This is a genomic window from Cellulomonas sp. P1_C4 (assembly GCF_056406355.1).
Genome location: NZ_JBFUAI010000001.1, coordinates 94,828 through 114,999 on the forward strand (window position 1 = coordinate 94,828; position 20,172 = coordinate 114,999).

Annotated in this window: 18 protein-coding genes; 10 read left to right on the top strand and 8 right to left on the bottom strand. The window is 72.0% G+C overall.

Annotation, left to right across the window (positions count from 1 at the left end):
* Nucleotides 1-162: 162 nt before the first annotated feature.
* The 3 genes from uxaC to AC1DYZ_RS00425 are packed head-to-tail and all read left to right on the top strand — an operon-like array spanning nucleotide 163 to nucleotide 3,421.
* Nucleotides 163-1,662 (top strand): glucuronate isomerase, encoded by a 1,500-nt coding sequence (uxaC, locus tag AC1DYZ_RS00415; RefSeq protein WP_477063253.1) that lies wholly within the window; start codon nucleotides 163-165, stop codon nucleotides 1,660-1,662.
* Nucleotides 1,659-2,288 (top strand): bifunctional 4-hydroxy-2-oxoglutarate aldolase/2-dehydro-3-deoxy-phosphogluconate aldolase, encoded by a 630-nt coding sequence (gene eda / locus AC1DYZ_RS00420; protein ID WP_477063254.1) that lies wholly within the window; start codon nucleotides 1,659-1,661, stop codon nucleotides 2,286-2,288. The genes uxaC and eda overlap by 4 nt, the downstream gene beginning before the upstream one ends.
* A 29-nt stretch (nucleotides 2,289-2,317) precedes the next feature.
* Nucleotides 2,318-3,421 carry a PfkB family carbohydrate kinase gene (locus AC1DYZ_RS00425; RefSeq protein WP_477063255.1) on the top strand — a complete coding sequence of 368 codons (1,104 nt, stop codon included), beginning with the start codon at nucleotides 2,318-2,320 and terminating at the stop codon, nucleotides 3,419-3,421.
* A gap of 25 nt (nucleotides 3,422-3,446) precedes the next feature.
* Here AC1DYZ_RS00425 and AC1DYZ_RS00430 read toward each other — a convergent pair whose 3' ends face one another.
* The gene (locus AC1DYZ_RS00430; RefSeq protein WP_477063256.1) at nucleotides 3,447-3,632 is read right to left on the bottom strand and encodes a hypothetical protein; all 186 of its coding nucleotides are present in this window, start codon (nucleotides 3,630-3,632) and stop codon (nucleotides 3,447-3,449) included.
* 148 nt (nucleotides 3,633-3,780) lie between these two features.
* Nucleotides 3,781-5,304 (bottom strand): UxaA family hydrolase, encoded by a 1,524-nt coding sequence (locus AC1DYZ_RS00435; protein ID WP_477063257.1) that lies wholly within the window; start codon nucleotides 5,302-5,304, stop codon nucleotides 3,781-3,783.
* 114 nt (nucleotides 5,305-5,418) lie between these two features.
* On the opposite strand from AC1DYZ_RS00435, the gene AC1DYZ_RS00440 reads away from it, so the two are divergent.
* Complete coding sequence (locus AC1DYZ_RS00440) at nucleotides 5,419-6,441, top strand: LacI family DNA-binding transcriptional regulator (protein ID WP_477063258.1); 1,023 nt, start codon at nucleotides 5,419-5,421, stop codon at nucleotides 6,439-6,441.
* 1 nt (nucleotide 6,442) lies between these two features.
* The gene (locus tag AC1DYZ_RS00445; RefSeq protein WP_477063259.1) at nucleotides 6,443-6,769 is read left to right on the top strand and encodes a hypothetical protein; all 327 of its coding nucleotides are present in this window, start codon (nucleotides 6,443-6,445) and stop codon (nucleotides 6,767-6,769) included.
* Here the strand turns inward: AC1DYZ_RS00445 and AC1DYZ_RS00450 are convergent.
* From AC1DYZ_RS00450 to AC1DYZ_RS00465, 4 genes are all read right to left on the bottom strand, one after another.
* Entirely contained in the window at nucleotides 6,766-7,461 is a 696-nt protein-coding gene (locus AC1DYZ_RS00450) for a FadR/GntR family transcriptional regulator (protein ID WP_477063260.1), read from the bottom strand. The two genes, AC1DYZ_RS00445 and AC1DYZ_RS00450, sit on opposite strands and share 4 nt — an antisense overlap.
* Before the next feature lie 25 nt (nucleotides 7,462-7,486).
* Nucleotides 7,487-8,356 (bottom strand): amidohydrolase family protein, encoded by an 870-nt coding sequence (locus tag AC1DYZ_RS00455; RefSeq protein ID WP_477063261.1) that lies wholly within the window; start codon nucleotides 8,354-8,356, stop codon nucleotides 7,487-7,489.
* 122 nt (nucleotides 8,357-8,478) lie between these two features.
* A complete protein-coding gene (locus AC1DYZ_RS00460; protein ID WP_477063262.1) occupies nucleotides 8,479-10,245 on the bottom strand; it encodes a gamma-glutamyltransferase family protein in 1,767 nt (588 codons plus the stop codon).
* Between the two features lie 29 nt (nucleotides 10,246-10,274).
* Entirely contained in the window at nucleotides 10,275-10,736 is a 462-nt protein-coding gene (locus AC1DYZ_RS00465) for a tRNA (cytidine(34)-2'-O)-methyltransferase (RefSeq protein ID WP_477063263.1), read from the bottom strand.
* A 28-nt stretch (nucleotides 10,737-10,764) separates the two neighbouring features.
* On the opposite strand from AC1DYZ_RS00465, the gene mgrA reads away from it, so the two are divergent.
* Nucleotides 10,765-11,799, top strand: a complete 1,035-nt coding sequence (gene mgrA, locus AC1DYZ_RS00470; protein ID WP_477063264.1) for an L-glyceraldehyde 3-phosphate reductase — start codon at nucleotides 10,765-10,767, stop codon at nucleotides 11,797-11,799.
* Between the two features lie 90 nt (nucleotides 11,800-11,889).
* Here the strand turns inward: mgrA and AC1DYZ_RS00475 are convergent, their stop codons facing one another.
* Nucleotides 11,890-12,864 (bottom strand): acetylxylan esterase, encoded by a 975-nt coding sequence (locus AC1DYZ_RS00475; protein WP_477063265.1) that lies wholly within the window; start codon nucleotides 12,862-12,864, stop codon nucleotides 11,890-11,892.
* A complete protein-coding gene (locus AC1DYZ_RS00480; RefSeq protein WP_477063266.1) occupies nucleotides 12,864-13,943 on the bottom strand; it encodes a LacI family DNA-binding transcriptional regulator in 1,080 nt (359 codons plus the stop codon). Before AC1DYZ_RS00480 ends, AC1DYZ_RS00475 begins: the two co-directional genes overlap by 1 nt.
* Before the next feature lie 242 nt (nucleotides 13,944-14,185).
* Between AC1DYZ_RS00480 and AC1DYZ_RS00485 the strand changes: the two genes are divergently transcribed.
* The 4 genes from AC1DYZ_RS00485 to AC1DYZ_RS00500 are packed head-to-tail and all read left to right on the top strand — an operon-like array spanning nucleotide 14,186 to nucleotide 20,159.
* Nucleotides 14,186-16,501: a beta-xylosidase/alpha-l-arabinosidase gene (locus AC1DYZ_RS00485; protein WP_477063267.1), complete on the top strand. Its 2,316-nt coding sequence runs from the start codon at nucleotides 14,186-14,188 to the stop codon at nucleotides 16,499-16,501.
* The gene (locus AC1DYZ_RS00490) at nucleotides 16,498-17,547 is read left to right on the top strand and encodes an ABC transporter permease (protein ID WP_477063268.1); all 1,050 of its coding nucleotides are present in this window, start codon (nucleotides 16,498-16,500) and stop codon (nucleotides 17,545-17,547) included. The genes AC1DYZ_RS00485 and AC1DYZ_RS00490 overlap by 4 nt, the downstream gene beginning before the upstream one ends.
* Nucleotides 17,544-18,461 (top strand): carbohydrate ABC transporter permease, encoded by a 918-nt coding sequence (locus AC1DYZ_RS00495; RefSeq protein ID WP_477063269.1) that lies wholly within the window; start codon nucleotides 17,544-17,546, stop codon nucleotides 18,459-18,461. The genes AC1DYZ_RS00490 and AC1DYZ_RS00495 overlap by 4 nt, the downstream gene beginning before the upstream one ends.
* Before the next feature lie 27 nt (nucleotides 18,462-18,488).
* Complete coding sequence (locus AC1DYZ_RS00500; RefSeq protein ID WP_477063270.1) at nucleotides 18,489-20,159, top strand: ABC transporter substrate-binding protein; 1,671 nt, start codon at nucleotides 18,489-18,491, stop codon at nucleotides 20,157-20,159.
* The last annotated feature ends 13 nt before the right edge of the window (nucleotides 20,160-20,172 follow it).

Below are 20,172 nucleotides of genomic sequence, written 5' to 3' on the forward strand. Positions count from 1 at the left end.
GATTTCAGCATCTTGAACGAACTCCTGGCAAGCCTCGTCCGAGATGCGGGATGCCCTCTTGTGGACTTGGCGTTCACCTGGTTTGCTGCGATGAATGCGTTTGCACCGTGCGTCATCCGACGCGGTGCTAGATCGGCTTCACGTCGGTTCGAGGAGGATTCGATGGCGAGCGAGACCGGGTGGTCGCTGCACCCCGACAGGGCCCTGCCCAGCGATCCGTCCGTGCGCCCGATCGCGCGGGAGATCCTCGCGACGACCGCCGGCCTGCCCATCGTCTCCATGCACGGCCACGTCGACGCGGGCGTGCTGGCGCGTGACGAGCCGTTCGCGGACCCGGCGTCGCTGCTGGTCACGCCCGACCACTACCTGGTACGGATGCTCGTGTCCCAGGGCGTGCCGCACGACGCCGTCGGGGTGACGCGCGGTGACCGGCCCGGGCGGGTCGCGGACCCTCGCGAGGTCTGGCGCACGTTCGCCACCCACTGGCCGCTGTTCCGCGGCACACCGACGCGCTACTGGCTCGAGCACGAGCTGGTCGAGGTGTTCGGCCTCGACGAGCGGCCGTCGGCCGAGTCGGCCGACCGGCTGTACGACCTGTTGTCCGAGCGGCTCGCGAAGCCGGGATTTCGTCCCCTGGCCCTGTTCGACACCTTCGGCCTGGAGATCCTGGCGACGACCGACGCGGCGACGGCCACCCTCGCCGACCACGCGGATCTGGCGGCCCGTGGCTGGGGCGAACGGATCGTGCCGACGTTCCGACCGGACGCGGTCCTGCACGTCGACCGGCCAGCCTGGCGCGCGGACGTCGCCCTGCTGGAGGAGCGGTCCGGTGTCGCCATCGGCGGGTACCGCGACCTGGTGCGGGCGCTGGAGGAGCGTCGGCGCGCGTTCGTCGCGGCCGGGGCGCGCGCGACCGACCACGGGCACCTCTCGGCCGACACCACGCCGCTGAGCGTCGGCGAGGCGGAGCGGATCGTCGCGGCCGCGCTGCGGGGCGAGGTCAGCGCCGCGGACGCGCAGGCGTTCTCGGGACACATGCTGTTCGAGATGGCGCGGATGTCCTCCGAGGACGGGCTGGTGATGCAGCTGCACCCGGGCGTCCTGCGGGACCACGACCGGGCGGTCGCCGCGTTGCGCGGACCCGACGTGGGCTACGACATCCCGGTCCCGACCGAGTACGTGCGCGGCCTGCGCCCGGTGCTCGAGGCGTTCGGCCATCACCCGAACCTTCGGCTGGTGCTGTTCACGGTGGACGAGGACACGTTCAGCCGCGAGCTCGCCCCGATCGCGGGGGTCTACCCGGCCGTCCGGCTGGGCGCGCCCTGGTGGTTCCTCGACACCCCCGACGGCATGCGACGCTTTCGCGAGGCCGTCACGGACACGGCCGGCTTCGCCAACACGAGTGGGTTCGTCGACGACACGCGCGCGTTCTGCTCGATCCCCGCGAGGCACGACCTGGCGCGCCGGATCGACGCCGGCTTCCTGGGCCGTCTGGTGGCGGAGCACCGGCTCGAGCTCGACGAGGCGATCGAGACCGCCGTGGATCTTGCGTACCGGATCCCGCGGCAGGCGTATGCTCCCCCTCACACGGCAAACGCTTTCCCGCCGGGCGGAGCGGACGCGGTGCCCAGCGACGAGCACGGTGCGAAGGAGCACGAGTGAGCGAGATCTTGCAGCGCCTGGCGGCGCACCGACTGGTCCCCGTCGTCGTGATCGACGACGCCGCTCACGCCGACGCGCTCGCGCAGGCGCTCGTGGACGGTGGACTGCCGGTGGCCGAGGTCACCTTCCGCACGGCGGCCGCTGCTGACGCGATCCGGGCGATCGCCGCGCGCGGCGACGTGCTCGTGGGGGCCGGCACGGTCCTGACCCCCGCGCAGGTCGACGCCGCGGTCGCCGCCGGCGCGTCCTACGTCGTCTCGCCCGGCACCAGCCGCGCGGTGGTCGAGCGCTGCCAGGAGCACGGGATCCTGGCGCTGCCCGGTGCGGTGACCGCCACGGAGGTGCAGGCCGCCCTCGAGCTCGGCCTGACCACGGTGAAGTTCTTCCCGGCGGGCACCTCCGGTGGCGCCAAGGCCGTGGCCGCGCTGGCGGCGCCGTTCGGTGACGTCGGGTTCGTGCCGACCGGTGGCATCGGCCCGGCGAACCTCGCCGAGTACCTGGCCCTGCCGTCGGTGCGGGCCGTCGGGGGGTCGTGGATGGTGCCGCGCGACCTGATCCGGGCCGGCGACCTCGATGCCGTCCGCGACCTGACGGCCGAGGCCGTCAGCCTCGTCGCGCACCCCTGAGCCCCCTGACACCCGAGGAGCGCCTGCTCATGTCCGATCTGGTCATCCGCCCCGCGACCGAGACGCGCTACGACGCCGTCTCGCTCGGTGAGGTCATGCTGCGCCTCGACCCCGGCGAGGGGCGCATCCGCACCGCCCGCTCGTTCCGCGTGTGGGAGGGCGGCGGGGAGTACAACGTGGCCCGCGGCCTGCGCCGCGCGTTCGGGCTGCGCACGGCGATCGTCACGGCGCTCGCGGACAACGAGGTGGGCCGGCTGGTCGAGGACTGCATCCTCACCGGCGGGGTCGACACGTCGTTCCTGCGCTGGGTGCCGTACGACGGGGTCGGCCGGGCGGTGCGCAACGGGCTCAACTTCACCGAGCGGGGCTTCGGCGTGCGCGGCGCGGTCGGGGTCAGCGACCGCGGGCACACGGCGGCGGCGCAGCTGGCACCGGGGGACGTCGACTGGGAGCACCTGTTCGGGGAGCTCGGGGTGCGGTGGTTCCACACGGGCGGCATCTTCGCGGCGCTGTCGGACAGCGCGGCCGAGACGGTGATCGAGGCGGTGACGGTCGCCCGCAAGCACGGCACGATCGTCAGCTACGACCTGAACTACCGCCCCAGCCTGTGGAAGGCGGTCGGCGGGCAGGCGCGCGCGCAGGAGGTCAACCGGGCGATCGCGCCGTCGATCGACGTGATGATCGGCAACGAGGAGGACTTCACGGCCTCGCTCGGCTTCGAGGTCGAGGGCGTGGACGAGAACCTGAGCACCCTCGAGCTCGGCTCGTTCGCGGCGATGATCGACCGGGTCGCCGAGGCGTACCCGAACTTCCAGGTGATCGCCACCACGCTGCGCACCGTGCACTCCGCGACCCTCAACGACTGGGGCGCCATCGCGTGGTCCAAGGGCACCGGCCTGGTCAGCGCGACGCATCGCGAGCGCCTCGAGATCCTCGACCGGGTGGGCGGCGGCGACTCGTTCGCCTCCGGCCTGGCCTACGGCCTGCTCGCCGGTGAGGACCTGCGCACGGCCGTGGAGTACGGGGCCGCGCACGGCGCGCTGGCGATGACGACGCCCGGCGACACCACGATGGTCAGCAAGGCCGAGGTGCTCAAGCTCGCCGGCGGCGGCGGAGCCCGCGTCGACCGCTGACCTCGGTCCGGCCGCCGGCCGTGGCCTACTCCGTGAACCGCCACGACCCCACGGGGGCATAGGTGGAGTCGGAGATCGTCTCGCCGGCTCCCGGCTCCATCGGGTAGTGCTTCACGTTGCCTGCCCAGTACCGCAGGATGCGGCCGAGCTCGCCGAGAACGTCGTCGGGCACCGCGCCGGCCGCCAGGTCGACCTCGAGCGTGAACTTCATCGCAGACCTCCTGAGGGGAGTCTCCGACCGTAGCGTCGGCGGCCGCGACGCCGTCAAGGTGCCGGAGTGCGCCACAGCGTGAGCGTGTGGCGTGACCTCGCCAGACGCGTCCGCGGCTCAGGTCATCGCGCCGAGCTGTCGGCGACACTCAGGTCACCGCGCCCAGCTGCCACGGGACGAACTCGTCGGCCCCCAGGTCGAGCTCCTCGGAGACGGTCTGCCGGCCGGATGCCACCGCGATGATCAGCTCGAACAGCTCCTCGCCGACGGAGGTCACGGTCGCGGTTCCGTCGACGATCCGCCCGGCGTTGAGGTCCATGTCCTCGGTCATCCGCAGGTAGGTCGTGGTGTTCGTCGCGACCTTGATGGACGGCGTCGGCTTGCAGCCGAGCACGGACCCGCGCCCGGTGGTGAACACGACGACGGTCGCGCCGCCGGCGACGAGGCCGGTGACGGAGACGGGGTCGTAGCCGGGCGTGTCCATGAAGGTGAACCCGCGGGCGGTGACGGGCTCGGCGTACTGGTAGACCTCGACGAGCTCGGCGGTCCCGCCCTTGGCCACGGCGCCGAGCGACTTCTCAAGAATCGTGGTCAGGCCGCCGGCCTTGTTGCCGGGGGAGGGGTTGTTGTCCATGGTCCCGCCGCCGGCCGCGGTGTAGCCCTTCCACCAGTCGAGGCGGTCGACCAGCTTGCGCCCGACGGACTCCGAGACGGCGCGGCGCAGCAGCAGGTGCTCGGCGCCGAACACCTCGGGCGTCTCGGCCAGCACGGAGGTGCCACCCCGGGCGACCAGCAGGTCGGAGGCGTGGCCCAGCGCCGGGTTGGCGGTGATGCCGGAGTACCCGTCGGACCCGCCGCAGTTGAGGCCGAGGATCAGCTCGGAGACGGGCGCAGGGCTGCGGCGCAGGGCGTCGATGGCCGGGAGCATCTTCTCGATCGCGGCGACGCCCGCGCGCACGGTGGCACGGATGCCGCCGGTCTCCTGGATGACGAGCGTCGTGACCGGCTTGTCGGCGGGCAGCGAGAGCCCGTCCAGCAGCGACTCGGCGGGGATCATCTCGCACCCGAGCCCGAGCACCAGCAGCCCGGCGATGTTGGGGTGGTCGGCGTACCCGCGCAGGGTGCGCCGCGTGATCTGCGCGCCCTCGCTCGTCGGCACCAGGCCGCAGCCGGTGTCGTGGGTGAGCGCGACGACCCCGTCGACGTGCGGGTAGGCGTCGAGCACGCGGCCGCGGAACTGGTCGGCGATCAGCCGGGCGGTGGAGGCCGAGCAGTTCACCGAGGTAACGATGCCGACGTAGTTGCGGGTGCCCCACCGGCCGTCGCTGCGCGCGTACCCGTCGAAGGTCCGCGGCGGTCCCGACGGCGCCGGCAGCGTGACGCGGGCGGTGCCGAACTCGTACGCGCGCTCGTCGTCGTCCATGCCGAGGTTGTGGCTGTGCACGTGGTCGCCGACGGCGATGTCCCGGGTGGCGCGCCCGATTGACTGGCCGTACTTGTGCACCGGCGAGCCCGCCGCGACGGCGCGCACGGCGAGCTTGTGCCCCCGCGGCACGCTCTGCGCGACCACGAGCGTGTCCAGCTCGGTGCCGGACTGCAGATCCCGCGTCGCGACGCCCACGTCGTCGTCCGGGCGCAGCAACAGCACGCAGTCGGTCAGGGCGAGCGTCATCGGCGTCCCTTCCAGTGGAGATCTCACCCGAGGATATCGCTTTCCCGGCGATGTGACCGGCGTTGTCCATCGGGAACGTGCCGCACGACCGGGGCAAGCGCCTACCCTCCAGACATGGCCGCATCCGTCACCCTCAGCGACGTCGCGCGCGAGGCCGGCGTCTCGCTCGCCACCGCCTCCCGCGCGATCAACGGCAGTGCCAACCGCACCGTCCGCGCCGACCTGCGCGACCGGGTGCTCGCCGCGGCGACCCGGCTGCGCTACACCCCGGACGCCAACGCGCAGGCGATGGCCCGCGGCAGGACGACGTCGCTCGGCCTCGTGGTGCACGACATCGCCGACCCGTACTTCTCCTCGATCGCCGCCGGCGTCGCCCGAGCGGCCGACCGCGCGGGGCTGCAGGTGACCCTCGCGAGCACCCAGCACGACCCCAGCCGGGAGAGCGGCCTGGTCGACCTGCTCAAGCGGCAGCGGGCGCGCGCCATCGTCATCGCCGGCGGGCGCCTGGACGACGACGCGACCAACGACGAGCTGCGCGCGGCGCTCGCGGACTACCGCGCGGTCGGCGGCGCGGTCGCGCTCATCGGCCAGCCGATCCTGGGCGTCGACTCCGTGGTGATCGACAACGCGCAGGGCGCGGGCGACCTGGCCAAGGCGCTGCACGCCCGCGGCTACCGACGCGTCGCGGTGCTGGCCGGACCGGAGGGCCACCTGACGGCTCGCGAGCGCAGCGAGTCGTTCCGCGGTGCGCTGGCCGAGCTGGGCGACCCGGTCCCGGACAACGCCGTCATCACGAGCGCCTTCACGCACGAGGGCGGCGAGGACGCGATGCGGACCCTCCTGCGCGGCGGCGACCTGCCGGAGCTCGTGTTCGCGGTCAACGACGTCATGGCCCTCGGTGCGCTGGCGGCCGCGCGCGAGGCGGGTGTGCGGGTCCCGCAGGACCTCGCGCTCGCCGGCTTCGACGACATCTCGACGCTCCGCGACGTGGTCCCCGCGCTGACCACCGTGCGCATCCCCCTGGTCGACGTCGGCATCGCCGCCACCGAGCTCGCGCTCGCAGACGGCGCCGACGAGCCCCGCCTCACGCACGTGCCCACCCAGGTGGTCCTGCGCGACTCGACGCCGGGGCGCTGACATGACCCAGCCGATCGTCGAGATCCACGTCCCCCTGACCCCGGACCCGGACATCGCTCCCGGCGCGTACCCGTTCCCGTGGATCGACGACATCGAGGAGACCCTCGAGCTCGGTGCGGAGGACGGCACGTACGAGGTCTACGACGACGGCGAGGAGCTGGGCGACGAGTACGTCTTCTTCATCACCGGCGACCAGGAGGCGGACCTGCTCGTCGTCGCGACGCAGGTCGCCAACCTGGCCGGCGTGCCGGACGGAACCTTCGCGGTGGTGACCGACGAGGACCAGCAGGACCTCGGCACGGGCCGCCGCGTGGAGCTGACGAGCTAGTCCTCCCAGGGCGCCCGCGCGCCGGTCGCCGAGTCCTCGAGCCCGAGCAGGTGCGTCGCCATCCGCAGGCGCGCACGGTCGGGGTCGCGGGCGGCGATGGCGGCGAGGATCGCCTCGTGCTCGACGAACGCGCGATCCTCGGCCCCGACGTCGCTCAGCCCCCGCCAGAGCCGGGTGCGCGAGGTCCGGCCGGCGAGCCCCTCGACCAGGGCGGCGAGCACCGGGTTGCCGGAGGCGCGCGCGATCTCCTGGTGGAACGCCAGGTCGGCGTCGACCAGCCGTTCGTGGTCGAGCGGCTGCTGGACCAGCGCGCGGGCGGTCTCGTCGAGCACGGCGCGCAGGCGGGCGAGCCCGGCGTCGTCGATGTGCAGCGAGGCGAGCCCGGCGGCCTCGGTCTCGAGCAGGCGTCGGACCGCGTGGAAGGCCGCGGCGTCGTCCTGCAGCTCGGCGACGAACGCGACGGGTGCCAGCAGCAGAGCCGGGTCGAGGGTGGTGACGTAGGTGCCGTCGCCGTGCCGGGAGTCGAGGATGCCGAGGGTGCCGAGCGCGCGGACGCCCTCGCGCAACGAGCCGCGGGACACCCCGAGGGTCGCGGCGAGCTCCTTCTCGGCGGGGAGCCGTTCGCCTGGCTGCAGTCGCCCGTCGAGGATCATCTGCTTGACCCCGTCGACGACGTCGTCGGAACGTGACACGGGTGCGAACCTAGCGGTCCACGGGTCAGAACGTCTCGAACGGGAGCCCGTACACCCGGGTGGCGGTCCCGCCGAGGACCAGCTCACGGTCGGCCTCCGCCAGCCCGTCGACGGTGGTGCGCAGCCCGTGCCACACGTGCGCGTACGAGTCGCCCTCCAGCAGCGCGTACGGCCAGTCGCTGCCGAGCATCAGCCGGTCGGGCCCGAACACCTCGAGCGCCCGCTCGACCGACGGCCGCAGGTGGTCGGGCCGCCAGCCCGTCCCGGCCCTGGTGGCCAGGCCCGACACCTTGGCGACGACGTTCGGCATCTGCGCGACCACCCCGAGCATTGCCGACCACTGCGCCCAGGCGTCCCGGTCGCCCGCGCGCTGCGCGGCGATGGGCGGGCAGCCGATGTGGTCGAGGACCACGGTGAGCTTCGGGTGCTTCTCGGCCAGGGTGGCCACGTGTCGCAGGACGGTTGGCGTGTGCGCGCGCAGGTCGAACGTGAGGCGTCGCTCGGTGAGCAGGGTCAGGCCGTCGTCGACCGCGGGCCGCAGCAGCCAGTCGGGGTCGCGCTCGTCGTGCACGCGGTGGCCGATGCCGACGATGGGCTCGCGGCGCCACGTGTCCAGCTGGTTCGCGGCCTCGTCGGGGGCGTCGAGGGGGACCCAGGCGACCACGCCGGCCACGCGATTCGACGAGAGGGCCTGGAAGAGCATGAGCTCCGAGTCCGCCCGGTTGTCGGCGGCCTGGACGAGCACCACCCACGCGACGCCCTCGTCGGCGAGCTGGTCCTCGATGTCCGGCACCCGGAACGCGCGGTGCAGCGGCGTGTTCTGGGAGGTCATCCAGGGGTAGTGCACGGCGTCGGGATTCCACACCTGAAGGTGGGCATCCACGACATTGGGCATGAGGCGACGCTAACAGTGGTCGTACCTCTCGACCCCGTCACGGGCGCATCCCTCATCGAACCCTCATCATCCGGGGAAGTCATCGGAGGACTTCGGGCGGAAGGCGCCATCCGCGGCGACCGTCATCGCCCGACCGCGTAGCCCTGCATGCCTCGCGGGTTGGCGGCCGCGGCGAGCAGGCCGTCGGACCGGACACCGGCCGCGCTGATCCGCCCCAGCTCCCACGGGCCGGTGATCTCGACGGCGTGCCCGCGCTTGACCAGCCCGTCGAGCAGCTCGGCGCCGAGGCGTGACTCGGCGACCAGGCCGCGCGGCGTGTGCGTGCGCGGGTAGAACGAGCCGGGCACGTGCGACGAGTGCCACGCGGGCGCGTCGATCGCGGCCTGGAGCCCCGCGCCGCCCAGGAGGTGCCGCAGCAGGAACGGCACCGTCCACTGGTCCTGCTGGTCGCCGCCGGGCGTCCCAAACGCGAACCCGGACCCGTCGTCGTCGAGCAGCATCGACGGGCTCAGCGTCGTGCGGGGCCGCTTGCCGGGCGCCAGGCTGTTGGGCAGGCCGGGCTCGAGCCAGAACATCTGCGCGCGCGTCGGCAGTGCGAACCCGAGGCCGGGCACCACGGGGCTCGACTGCAGCCAGCCGCCGGACGGCGTCGCGGACACGCGGTTGCCCCACCGGTCGACGACGTCGACATGGCACGTGTCGCCCGGGCTGAGGCCGAGGGGGGAGACCGTCGGCTCGCCGATTCCCGGCGCCGTCCCGGTGTGCTCGGACCACAGGCTCGCGGCCACCCGCGGCACGCGGCCGTCGGGGGAGCCGGGCAGTAGACCCTCGGACGCGGTCGCCGTGACCAGCCGCGCCCGCGCCGCCGCGTACGGCGGCGACAGCAGGGTCTCGAGCGGGACGTCCGGGACGTCGCCGTACCAGGCCTCGCGGTCGGCGAACGCGAGCTTGGCCACCTCGACCACGGTGTGCACGAGCGCCTCGGCGTCGGCGCTCCGCACGATCGCGGTCACGTCGAGCGCCTCGAGCATCGCGAGCTGCTGCAGCAGCACCGGACCTTGCCCCCAGGCGCCGGTCTTGTGGATGGTCCGGCCCGCGAAGCGGAGCGAGGTCGTCGCCTCCTCCGTGGCGCGCCAGGCGGCCAGGTCGTCGGCACGCAGCAGGCCGGTGTGGGGTCGGCCGGAGGAGTCCTGCACGGCTGCCGACGACTGGAACGCGTCGACGGCCTCCGCGACGAACCCCTCGTAGAACGCGCGGCGGGCCGCCTCGATCTGGGCCTCGCGCGTGCCGCCGCCCGTGAGCAGGCGCTCGAAGGTGTCGGCCAGCACGGGGTTGGTGAACCGCGTGCCGGGGGCGGGGGCCTCGCCGTGGGGGAGGTAGACCGCCGCCGACGTGGGCCAGTGCTCGGTGAACATCTCCTCCACGGTCGCGATGGTCCGCGACGCGGCCCGGACCAGCGGGTACCCGTCCCGCGCGTAGCCGATCGCCGGCGCGAGCAGGTCGGCCAGGGGGAGCGTGCCGTACCGCGCGAGGAGGTCGAGCCACGCCCCGAACGCCCCGGGCACGACCGCGGCCAGGTGCCCGGTGCCGGGCACGAGGTCGAGGCCCAGGTCGCGGTACGCGTCGATGGTCGCGAGAGCCGGCGCAGGGCCCTGACCGCAGACGACGAACGTGTGCCCGTCCGAGGCGCGATGCCCGATGATCGGGGCGTCGCCCCCCGGCCCGTTGAGGTGCGGCTCGACCACGCTGAGGGTGAAGCCGGCGGCCGCCGCCGCGTCGAAGGCGTTGCCGCCGGCCTCGAGCGTGCGCATCCCGACCGCCGACGCCAGCCAGTGCGTCGAGGCGACCATGCCGAACGTGCCGAGGAGCTCGGGCCGGGTGGTGAACATCTTCCGATCCTGCCGCAGCGGTCTGGCGCCTACACCCCGTCGACGAACCCCAGCTGCCGCCAGGCCTCGTAGATCCCGACCGCGGCGGCGTTCGACAGGTTCATCGACCGTCGGCCGGGCAGCATCGGGATCCGCACGCGGTCGGTGATGCGGGGGTGGGCGAGCACCTCGTCGGGCAGGCCAGTCGGCTCGGGGCCGAACAGGAGGACGTCCTCGTCGGCCCACGCGACGTCCGTGTGCCGCTGCGTCGCCTGCGTGGTGAACGCGTACACGCGTCCGGGCAGCGCGGCCAGCAGGGCGTCCAGGGACGGGTGCACGACCACGTGCGCGAGGTCGTGGTAGTCGAGCCCGGCCCGCCGCAGCTTCGCCTCCGACAGGTCGAAGCCGAGCGGCTCGATCAGGTGCAGGGTGGCGCCGGTCCCGGCTGCCAGCCGGATGGCGCTGCCGGTGTTGCCGGGGATGCGGGGCTCGAAGAACGCGACGTGCAGCACGGGCCGATCCTACGGATAGCGTTGTCTCATGCCCTCTGCGCCTTTTGCGGCCGACGCCGCCCGCTACGACTCCATGACCTACCGCCGGACCGGCCGCAGCGGCCTGGACCTGCCGGCGCTCTCGCTCGGCCTGTGGCACAACTTCGGGGACACGACGCCGCTCGAGACGCAGCGCGCGGTCCTGCGTCGGGCCTTCGACCTCGGCATCACCCACATCGACCTGGCCAACAACTACGGCCCCCCGTACGGCTCCGCCGAGGAGAACTTCGGCCGGATCCTCGCCTCCGACCTGCGGCCGTACCGCGACGAGCTCGTCATCTCCTCGAAGGCCGGCTACGACATGTGGCCGGGCCCGTACGGCGACGGCGGCTCGCGCAAGTACCTGCTCTCCTCGCTCGACCAGTCGCTGGCCCGCATCGGCGTGGACTACGTCGACATCTTCTACTCGCACCGCCCGGACCCGTCCGTGCCGATCGAGGAGACGATGGGCGCGCTGCACACGGCCGTGACCAGCGGCAAGGCGCTGTACGCCGGCATCTCGAACTACTCGCCGGCGCAGACGCGGGTCGCGCAGCAGGTGCTCGCCGACCTGGGCACCCCGCTGCTCATCCACCAGCCCAGCTACTCGATGTTCAACCGGCACGTCGAGAACATCGCCGACGGCCAGAGCGAGAGCCTGCTCGACGTCGTCGGCGACCTCGGCATCGGCACCATCGTGTTCTCCCCGCTGGCGCAGGGCCTGCTGACCGGCCGCTACCTGTCCGGCGACGTCCCCGCCGACTCCCGCGCGGCCGTGGGCCACTTCCTCAAGCCCGCCGCGATCTCGGAGACGTACCTGTCCCGCGCCCGTGCGCTCAACGAGGTCGCGGCCGGGCGCGGGCAGTCGCTGGCGCAGCTCGCGCTGTCCTGGGTGCTGCGCGACGACCGGATCACGTCCGCGCTGGTCGGCGCGAGCTCGGTCGCCCAGCTCGAGGACAACGTCGCCGCGCTGAAGGCCCCTGCCCTGACCGCCGACGAGATCGCCGCGATCGAGCCCCACGCGATCGACGGCACGGGCCGCTAGCCGTCCGTCGCCCGCCAGTTCGTGAGTTTGCGATGAGTTCGTGGGTCGGAACCCACGAGTTCGTCGCAAACTCGCGAACTGGCGCGTCGACTACGCGCGTCCCAGGCGAGCCGCCAGCCAGAGGAGCTGGCGGGCCGTGTGGAACGCCTCGCCGCCCTCGTGGTGGTTGTGCGGGTAGACCGCGATCTCGCGGTCGGCCGCCCAGTGGTTGTGCGCCGCGAAGACGGTGGACGGCGGGCAGATGCTGTCCCGCAGGCCCGTGGCGAACAGCGCCGGGGCGGTCGCGCGGCGGGCGAAGTGCACGCCGTCCATGTACGACAGCGTGCGCAGCACCTGCTCGCCGGCGCCGCGGTGCACGGCGAGGTAGCGGACGATCTCGCCGTAGGGGTCGTCGTCGGTGAGCGCGAGCGCGCGCCGGACGTCGGTCAGGAACGGCGCGCTGACCAGCACAGCGGACAGGTCGGACACCAGCCCCGCGACGGCCAGCGCGATGCCGCCGCCCTGGCTGTTGCCGACGACGGCGACCCGTGCGGGCGAGACCCCGGGCAGCGCGCGCACCGCGTCGACGGCCCGGACGGCGTCGGTGAAGACGCGGCGGTAGTAGTACGTGCCGGGGTCGAGGATCCCGCGCGTGACGAAGCCGGGGGTGGCCGGTCCGGAGCCTGCGGGGTCGGGAGTGTCGCCGCCCGAGCCGTACTGGCTGCCTTGGCCGCGGGTGTCCATGAGCAGGTGCGCGTAACCGGCGGCGGCCCAGGTCAGCCGCTCCTGCGGGAACCCGCGCCCGCGCCCGTAGCCGAGGTACTCGACGACGGCCGGGAGCGCCGACGGGTCGCCGGCGGGTCGGGTGTACCAGGCGCGCACGGGCTGCCCGTCGAACCCGGCGAAGGTCACGTCCCACGTCTCGACGAGCGAGAGCCCGGTGGCCACCGGCACCACGTCGACCAGCACGTCGTGCCGCCGTGCGTCGACCAGGGTGGAGGTCCAGAAGGCGTCGAAGTCCGCGGGCTCGAGGACGTCGGGGAGGTAGCGCTCGAGCTGGGCGAGCGGCATGTCGAACTGGGCCATCAGACGAGCGGCCCCGACGACGAAGGGGGCGCGGTGCTGTCCCGGATGACCAGCTCGGTCCCCAGCTCGATGCGCGGGTTGGCGGGCACCTCGCCGCGGGCCAGCGCGAGCACCATGCGCGTCGCCGTGGCGGCCATCTCCTGCAGCGGCTGGTGGATGGTGGTGAGCGGCGGGCCGATCCACTCGGTGACTGGCAGGTCGTCGTAGCCCACGATCGAGAGGTCCTGGGGGATCCGCAGGTTCAGCTCGCGGGCCGCGCGCATGACGCCGAGCGCCTGGAAGTCGGAGCCCGCGAAGATCGCGGTGGGCCGGTCGGGCCGGTCGAGCAGGTCCATGCCGTGGGTGTACCCGCCGCCGACGAAGAAGTCGCCGTACCGGACCAGCGACGGGTCGACCGCGATGCCGGCCTGGTCGAGCGCCGTGCGGTAGCCGTCGATGCGGGCGCGGCTGCACAGCACGTCGATCGGGCCGGAGATGACGGCGATCCGACGGTGCCCGAGCCCGAGCAGGTGCCGGGTCGCGGCCAGGCCGCCGGCCCAGTTGGCGGACCCGACTGTCGGCACGCCCGCGGGCTGTTCGCCCGCGGTGTCGACGACGACGAACGGGATCGACCGGGTCTCCAGCTGTCGGCGCTGCGCGGGGTCGAGGTCCGAGAGCACGAGGATCACGCCGCGCGGCCGACGGGCCAGCACGTCGTCGAGCCACTCCTGCCGCGGTCGGTGTGCGCCGCCCAGCTCGGAGAGCACCACGCCCATGCGCTCGGGTCCGGCGACGGACTCGACGCCCTTGATGATCTGCACGGCCCAGCCCGCGTCGAGCTCGTGGAAGACGAGGTCGAGGAGCCCGGGGCCGGTCTGGCTGCGGCCGCGGCGCCGACGGTACTGGTGCCGGTCGATGACCTCCTCGACGCGAGCGCGGGTGACCGCGGCGACGTCGGTCCGGCCGTTGAGCACCTTGGACACCGTGGGGATCGAGACGCCGGCCTCGGCGGCGATCAGGGCGATGGTCGCGGTGGGGACGTCTGGGGTCGCGATCGCCTCCTGCCCGTCCGGGGTCGTGCTCGCGCTCGTGGTGGTCATGTTGTCCATCTGCTCGTCGCAACTATCGGGCCGAACGTAGCACCGTCACCCCGTGCCGCCCACCGACAGGGACGGAATCGCCCCCAGGTGCCTCCCAGCAGGATGAGAAACGTTTGCCAAAATTCCCGTCCGGATTGCCAACTAGGCCGTTCGCGCCTAACGTCCCGTTCCGGCAGATATCGACACCGAAGTCGATACTTTCGAATTCTCACAGGGCCGTGAGATGGAGGTGGACAGGTCGGATGACTACACAGTCAGGTCCCGATACCAGGGCAGCACGGGTGGACGACCTCGTCGCCCGCATGACTCTGGACGAGAAGCTGTCGCAGCTGGTCGGCCTCTGGGTCGGTGCCGACGCGACGGGCGCCGGGGTGGCCCCGCACCAGTCCGAGATGACCGCCGACGGCCTCGGCTGGGCGGACGTCATCCGCGACGGGCTCGGCCAGCTCACCCGCCCCTACGGCTCCGCGCCGGTCGACCCGGCCGCGGGCGCGCGCAGCCTCGCCGCCTCGCAGGCCGAGATCGTCGCCGCCAACCGCTTCGGCATCCCGGCGGTCGTGCACGAGGAGTGCCTCGCCGGGTTCGCCGCCTGGGGGGCCACGGTGTACCCGGTGCCGCTCGCGTGGGGAGCGAGCTTCGACCCCGAGCTCGTCGAGGCGATGGCGGGCCGGATCGGCTCGTCGATGCGCGCGGCCGGCGTGCACCAGGGGCTCGCACCGGTTCTCGACGTCACGCGCGACTACCGCTGGGGTCGCACCGAGGAGACCATCGGCGAGGACCCGTACCTCGTCGGCACGGTGGGCGCCGCCTACGTCCGGGGCCTCGAGGGTGCCGGCATCGTCGCGACCCTCAAGCACTTCGCCGGGTACTCCGCCGGGCGCTCCGGCCGCAACCTCGCCCCCGTGTCCATCGGCCGGCGCGAGCTCGCCGATGTGATCCTTCCGCCGTTCGAGATGGCCCTGCGCGAGGGCGGCGCCAGGTCCGTGATGCACGCGTACACCGAGCTCGACGGCGTCCCGTCGGCCGCGGACACCGAGCTGCTGACCACCGTGCTGCGCGACCGCTGGGGCTTCACCGGCACGGTCGTCGCGGACTACTTCGGGATCCGGTTCCTGCAGTCGCTGCACGGCATCGCGGGCAGCGAGCGGGAGGCAGCCGCGCTGGCGCTGGCCGCCGGTGTCGACGTCGAGCTGCCCAGCGTGCACTGCTTCGGCGAGCCGCTGCGGTCCGCGGTGCGCGACGGTGCCGTCGACGAGGCCCTCGTCGACCGGGCTGTCCGCCGGGTCCTCACGCAGAAGGCCGAGCTCGGGCTTCTCGACGAGGACTGGACGCCCTGGACCGACGTCGACCCCGACCCCGAGCTCGACGACGCCGACAGCCAGGACCTGGCTCTGCGTCTGGCGCGCGAGTCGATCGTGCTGCTCGCCGACGAGGGCGCGGTGCTCCCGCTACGGCCCGGCGCGCGGGTCGCGCTCGTCGGCCCCCTCGCGGACGACCCGATGGCGATGCTCGGCTGCTACTCGTTCCCCGCGCACGTCGGCGTGCACCACCCCGACCACGGGCTCGGCATCGACCTCCCGACGGTCCTCGACGCCCTGCGCGACGCCGTCGGACCCCTGGCCTACGCCCGCGGCTGCGACGTGACCGACCCGAGCCGCGACGGCATCGACGCGGCGGTGGAGGCGGCCCGTGCTGCCGACGTCGTCGTCGTGGCGGTTGGCGACCGAGCGGGGCTGTTCGGCCGCGGTACGTCCGGCGAGGGGTGCGACGCCACCGACCTGCGGCTGCCCGGGGTGCAGGAGGACCTGGTGCGGGCCGTCGAGGCGACGGGGACACCGGTCGTGCTTCTGCTGCTCACCGGCCGCCCCTACGCGATCGGGCCGCTGGCGCGGGACGCCGCCGCGGTGGTGCAGGCCTTCTTCCCCGGGCAGCTCGGCGGGCGGGCGATCGCCGACGTGCTGACCGGCGCCGTGAACCCGTCGGGCCGGCTGCCGGTGAGCATCCCCGCGGACCCCGCCGGCCAGCCGGGCACGTACCTGTCCGCGCCGCTCGGCCGGCGTACCGAGGTCTCGTCGGTCGACCCCACGGCGGTGTTCCCGTTCGGGCACGGGCTGTCGTACACCAGCTTCTCATGGTCGGCCCGTGCCACCGGCGACGAGTGGGCCACCGACGGCGAGGTGACGGTCGAGGTCCTGGTCACCAACACCGGCGACCGCGCGGGCGCCGACGTCGTGCAGCTGTACCTGCACGACCCGGTGGCGCAGGTGACCCGGCCCGTCGTGCGCCTGGTCGGCTACGCACGGGTCGACCTCGAGCCCGGCGAGTCTGCGCTGGTGTCGTTCGTCGTGCCCGCGGACGTCACGTCGTTCACCGGCCTGTCCGGCGCGCGGGTGGTCGAGCCCGGGGACGTCGAGCTTCGGGTGGCGCGGTCGAGCGTCGACGACGGCGAGCGGCTGGCCCTGCGGCTGACCGGGGAGCTCCGCGAGGTCGACCACACCCGCCGGCTGACCACCGCATCGTCCGTGACCCCGCTGAGCGTGGAGGTGAGCACCTCATGACCCTGCAGGAACCGATCGTCGCCCCCGCGGCGGACCCCGTCTCGCCCTTGGCTCCGGCATTGCCGGCCGCGCCGAAGGCGAAGAAGAAGCGGTCGCGCAAGGAGTCCTGGACCACCCACGACGGCCAGGTCATCCACGCCCCGCACCTGACCTGGCGCGCGGCGCTGCGCAAGGACTGGCGGCTCTACTCGTTCCTCGTCCTGCCGCTGATCTTCCTCGCCGTGTTCCGGTACTGGCCGATCCTCGGCAACGTCGTCGCGTTCCGCCGGTTCCGGCCGGGCGGCAGCATGTTCGGCGACGAGTGGGTGGGCCTCTACTACGTCAAGATGTTCATCAACGACCAGCAGTTCTGGCACGCGTTCACCAACACGGTGATCATCGGGATCCTCACCCTGCTGATCGTCTTCCCGCTGCCGATCCTGCTCGCGCTGCTGCTCAACGAGGTGCGCTCGCGGCACTTCAAGCGCAGCATCCAGACGATCTCCTACCTGCCGCACTTCATGTCGGTGGTCATCGTCGCGGGCGTGGTGTTCCAGCTCACCGCCGTCAACGGCACCGTGAACCAGATCATCACGGCGCTCGGCGGCCAGGCGATTACCTTCATGCAAGACCCGGGGTGGTTCCGCCCGATCTACCTGTCGTCGGAGGTCTGGCAGACCGTCGGCTGGGGCACGATCCTCTACCTCGCGGCGCTGACCACCATCGACGAGCAGCTGTACGAGGCAGCCCGGATCGACGGCGCCAACCGGTGGAAGCAGACCTGGCACATCACGCTGCCCGGCATCCGCCCGACCATGATCGTGCTGCTCATCCTCAACGTCGGCACGTTCATGGCGGTCGGCTTCGAGAAGATCCTGCTGCTGTCCAACCCGCTGATCTACTCGACGGCCGACGTCATCTCCACGTACCTGTTCCGCGTCGGCATCGTCTCCAACTCGATCAGCTACGCCACCGCGATCGGGCTGTTCGAGGCTGTCATCGGCGTCGCGCTGATCCTGTCCGCCAACGCGATCTCCAAGAAGACCGTGGGGGCGAGCCTGTGGTGACCACCGACGTCCCCGTGACCAGCAGCACCAGCGGGACTCGGGTCCAGGACACCCGGGGCCAGCGGGCCTTTCGGCTCGTCAACGCGGCGTTCCTGATCGTCGTCGCCGCCCTAGTGCTGTACCCGTTCGTCAACATCGTCGCCCAGGCGTTCAGCTCCGAGGGCTTCATCAACTCGGGGCAGGTCAACCTGATCCCGCGCGGGTTCAACCTCACCACCTTCCAGGTGGTGCTGGGCGACTCGATGTTCTGGCGCAACTACCGCAACACCGTCGAGTACACGGTGGTCGCCACCGCGATCGCGATGGCCTTGACGACGACATACGCGTACGCGCTGTCCAAGCAGCACCTCAAGGGCCGCAAGTTCTTCATCGGCATCGCGGTCGCCACCATGTTCTTCAACGGCGGCCTGATCCCGAACTACATCCTCATCAGCCACCTCGGGTTCCGGAACACCCTCTGGGCGATCGTCCTGCCCAACGCGATCAGCGTGTTCAACCTGCTGGTCATGAAGTCGTTCTTCGAGAACTTCCCGAGCGAGCTCGAGGAGGCCGCGTCGATCGACGGCATGAGCACCTACGGGGTGTTCTTCAAGGTCGTGCTGCCGCTGAGCAAGGCCGTCGTCGCCACGATGCTGCTCTTCTACGCGGTCTCGTTCTGGAACGGCTGGTTCGGCGCGTTCCTCTACATGGACGACCCGAACCTCTACCCGGTGACGCTCTACCTGCGCAACCTCATGGCCGGCGTCACCTCGGGCACCTCGATCCAGGGCGGGTCGGCGGACGACGGGTCCCAGATCGCCGCCAACGTGCAGTCCGTGACGATGCTCCTCACGGTGCTGCCCATCATCTGCCTCTACCCGTTCATCCAGAGGTACTTCGTGTCGGGCGTGATGCTCGGCGCGGTCAAGCAGTAGTCCCCTCCCACCCAGTCAAGGAGAGCCATGAGGTCCACCAGAAAGCGCGTCGGTGCCGCCGCGTCGGTCGCCGTGTTCGCGCTCGCACTCACCGCGGCGTGCTCGTCGGACGGCGGCTCGTCGGACGAGCCGTCCGCCAGTGCCAGTGCAGGTATCCCCGACGCCCAGCGCGTCGGCGCCATGGACGACTACAAGGTCGGTACGGACTTCGTCGCCAGCGAGCCGGTCACGTTCAGCGTGCTGTACCGCGACCACCCGAACTACCCGCTGAACAAGGACTGGCTGTTCTTCACGCACGTCGCCGAGACGAACAAGGTGAGCTTCGACCTGACCAGCGCGCCGCTGAGCGACTGGGACGCGAAGAAGTCGCTCATCATCAGCTCGGGCGATGCCCCCGAGCTCATCCCGGTCACCTACTCGGGCCAGGAGACGCAGTTTGTCTCGGGCGGCGCGCTGCTGCCCCTCAGCGACTACGTGCAGTACATGCCGAACTTCCAGCAGAAGGTCAAGGACTGGGACCTCCAGCCCTACATCGACAATCTCAAGCAGGCCGACGGCAAGTACTACATGCTTCCGGGGCTCTACCAGTCGCCCCAGCCGCAGTACTCGATCGCGATCCGTCAGGACGTGTGGGAGAAGTCGGGTCTGAAGGACGACCCGGCCACGTGGGACGACTTCAAGGACGACCTCGAGAAGTTGAAGGCGGCCAACCCGGGCGTCTGGCCCATGTCGGACCGCTGGTCGACGACGAACGACAGCCCGCTCGGCGCGACGCTGAACATCGCCGCGCCCAACTTCGGCACCATCGCGGGCTGGGGCTTCGGCAACGGCCTGTGGTTCGACCAGGACTCGAAGAAGTTCGAGTACGCGGCGACCACCGACGGCTACAAGGACCTGGTCTCCTACTTCGCGTCGCTGGTGAAGGACGGTCTGCTCGACCCGGAGTCGCTCACGCAGGACGACGACACGGCGAAGCAGAAGTTCGGCAGTGGCCAGTCGCTGGCCCTCTCCGGCAACACCCAGGAGGTCACCGCGTACAAGAAGACGTTCGCCGACGCCGGCAACACCGACGCGAAGGTCCACCTCATCCGGGTGCCCGAGGGCCCCGCCGGTGACAACGTCGCGTCGGGCAGCCGGGCGGCGTCGGGCTTCATGATCTCGTCGAAGGCCGCCGAGCAGCCCCACTTCCTGGCGCTCCTGCAGTTCGCCGACTGGCTCTACTACTCCGACGCGGGCCTGGAGTTCGGAAAGCTCGGCGTCGAGGGCACCACGTACACCAAGGACGGCGACACCCTGGCTCTCGCGCCTGACGTCGACTGGAACGGCGTGAACCCGGCCGGCACCAAGAAGCTCAACGCCGACTTCGGGTTCAGCAACGGCGTCTGGTCGCTGGCCAACGGCTCCACGGACGCGCTCATCTCGTCCCTGAACACGGACGAGACGAACGCATTCGTCGACTCCATGTCCAGCAAGAAGGAGCTGCCGCTGACCCCGAGCGCCCCGCTCGACGAGATGCAGCAGGAGCAGCTCACGCTCTGGCAGGCCGCGCTGAACGACTCGGTCACGCAGAACACGGCCGCGTTCATCCTGGGCAAGCGCCCGATGTCCGAGTGGGACGCCTGGCAGACCGAGCTCAAGGGGCTCAACGTCGACCAGTACGTCGACACGTACAACCAGGCGCTCGCCGCCAAGGGCTGAGCACCGTTCGCCG

Bases quoted from the DNA above. Each gene is read 5' to 3' on its own strand.
- AC1DYZ_RS00500 (WP_477063270.1), top strand. From the start codon at position 18,489: ATGAGGTCCACCAGAAAGCGCGTCGGTGCCGCCGCGTCGGTCGCCGTG.
- AC1DYZ_RS00435 (WP_477063257.1), bottom strand. From the start codon at position 5,304: ATGACGCTCGCCCTGACCGACTGCGTGCTGTTGCTGCGCCCGGACGAC.
- AC1DYZ_RS00430 (WP_477063256.1), bottom strand. From the start codon at position 3,632: ATGAAGTTCACGCTCGAGGTCGACCTGGCGGCCGGCGCGGTGCCCGAC.
- AC1DYZ_RS00475 (WP_477063265.1), bottom strand. From the start codon at position 12,864: ATGGCCCAGTTCGACATGCCGCTCGCCCAGCTCGAGCGCTACCTCCCC.
- AC1DYZ_RS00455 (WP_477063261.1), bottom strand. From the start codon at position 8,356: ATGCCCAATGTCGTGGATGCCCACCTTCAGGTGTGGAATCCCGACGCC.
- AC1DYZ_RS00440 (WP_477063258.1), top strand. From the start codon at position 5,419: ATGGCCGCATCCGTCACCCTCAGCGACGTCGCGCGCGAGGCCGGCGTC.
- AC1DYZ_RS00485 (WP_477063267.1), top strand. From the start codon at position 14,186: ATGACTACACAGTCAGGTCCCGATACCAGGGCAGCACGGGTGGACGAC.
- AC1DYZ_RS00480 (WP_477063266.1), bottom strand. From the start codon at position 13,943: ATGACCACCACGAGCGCGAGCACGACCCCGGACGGGCAGGAGGCGATC.
- AC1DYZ_RS00490 (WP_477063268.1), top strand. From the start codon at position 16,498: ATGACCCTGCAGGAACCGATCGTCGCCCCCGCGGCGGACCCCGTCTCG.
- AC1DYZ_RS00445 (WP_477063259.1), top strand. From the start codon at position 6,443: ATGACCCAGCCGATCGTCGAGATCCACGTCCCCCTGACCCCGGACCCG.
- AC1DYZ_RS00460 (WP_477063262.1), bottom strand. From the start codon at position 10,245: ATGTTCACCACCCGGCCCGAGCTCCTCGGCACGTTCGGCATGGTCGCC.
- mgrA (WP_477063264.1), top strand. From the start codon at position 10,765: ATGCCCTCTGCGCCTTTTGCGGCCGACGCCGCCCGCTACGACTCCATG.
- AC1DYZ_RS00425 (WP_477063255.1), top strand. From the start codon at position 2,318: ATGTCCGATCTGGTCATCCGCCCCGCGACCGAGACGCGCTACGACGCC.
- uxaC (WP_477063253.1), top strand. From the start codon at position 163: ATGGCGAGCGAGACCGGGTGGTCGCTGCACCCCGACAGGGCCCTGCCC.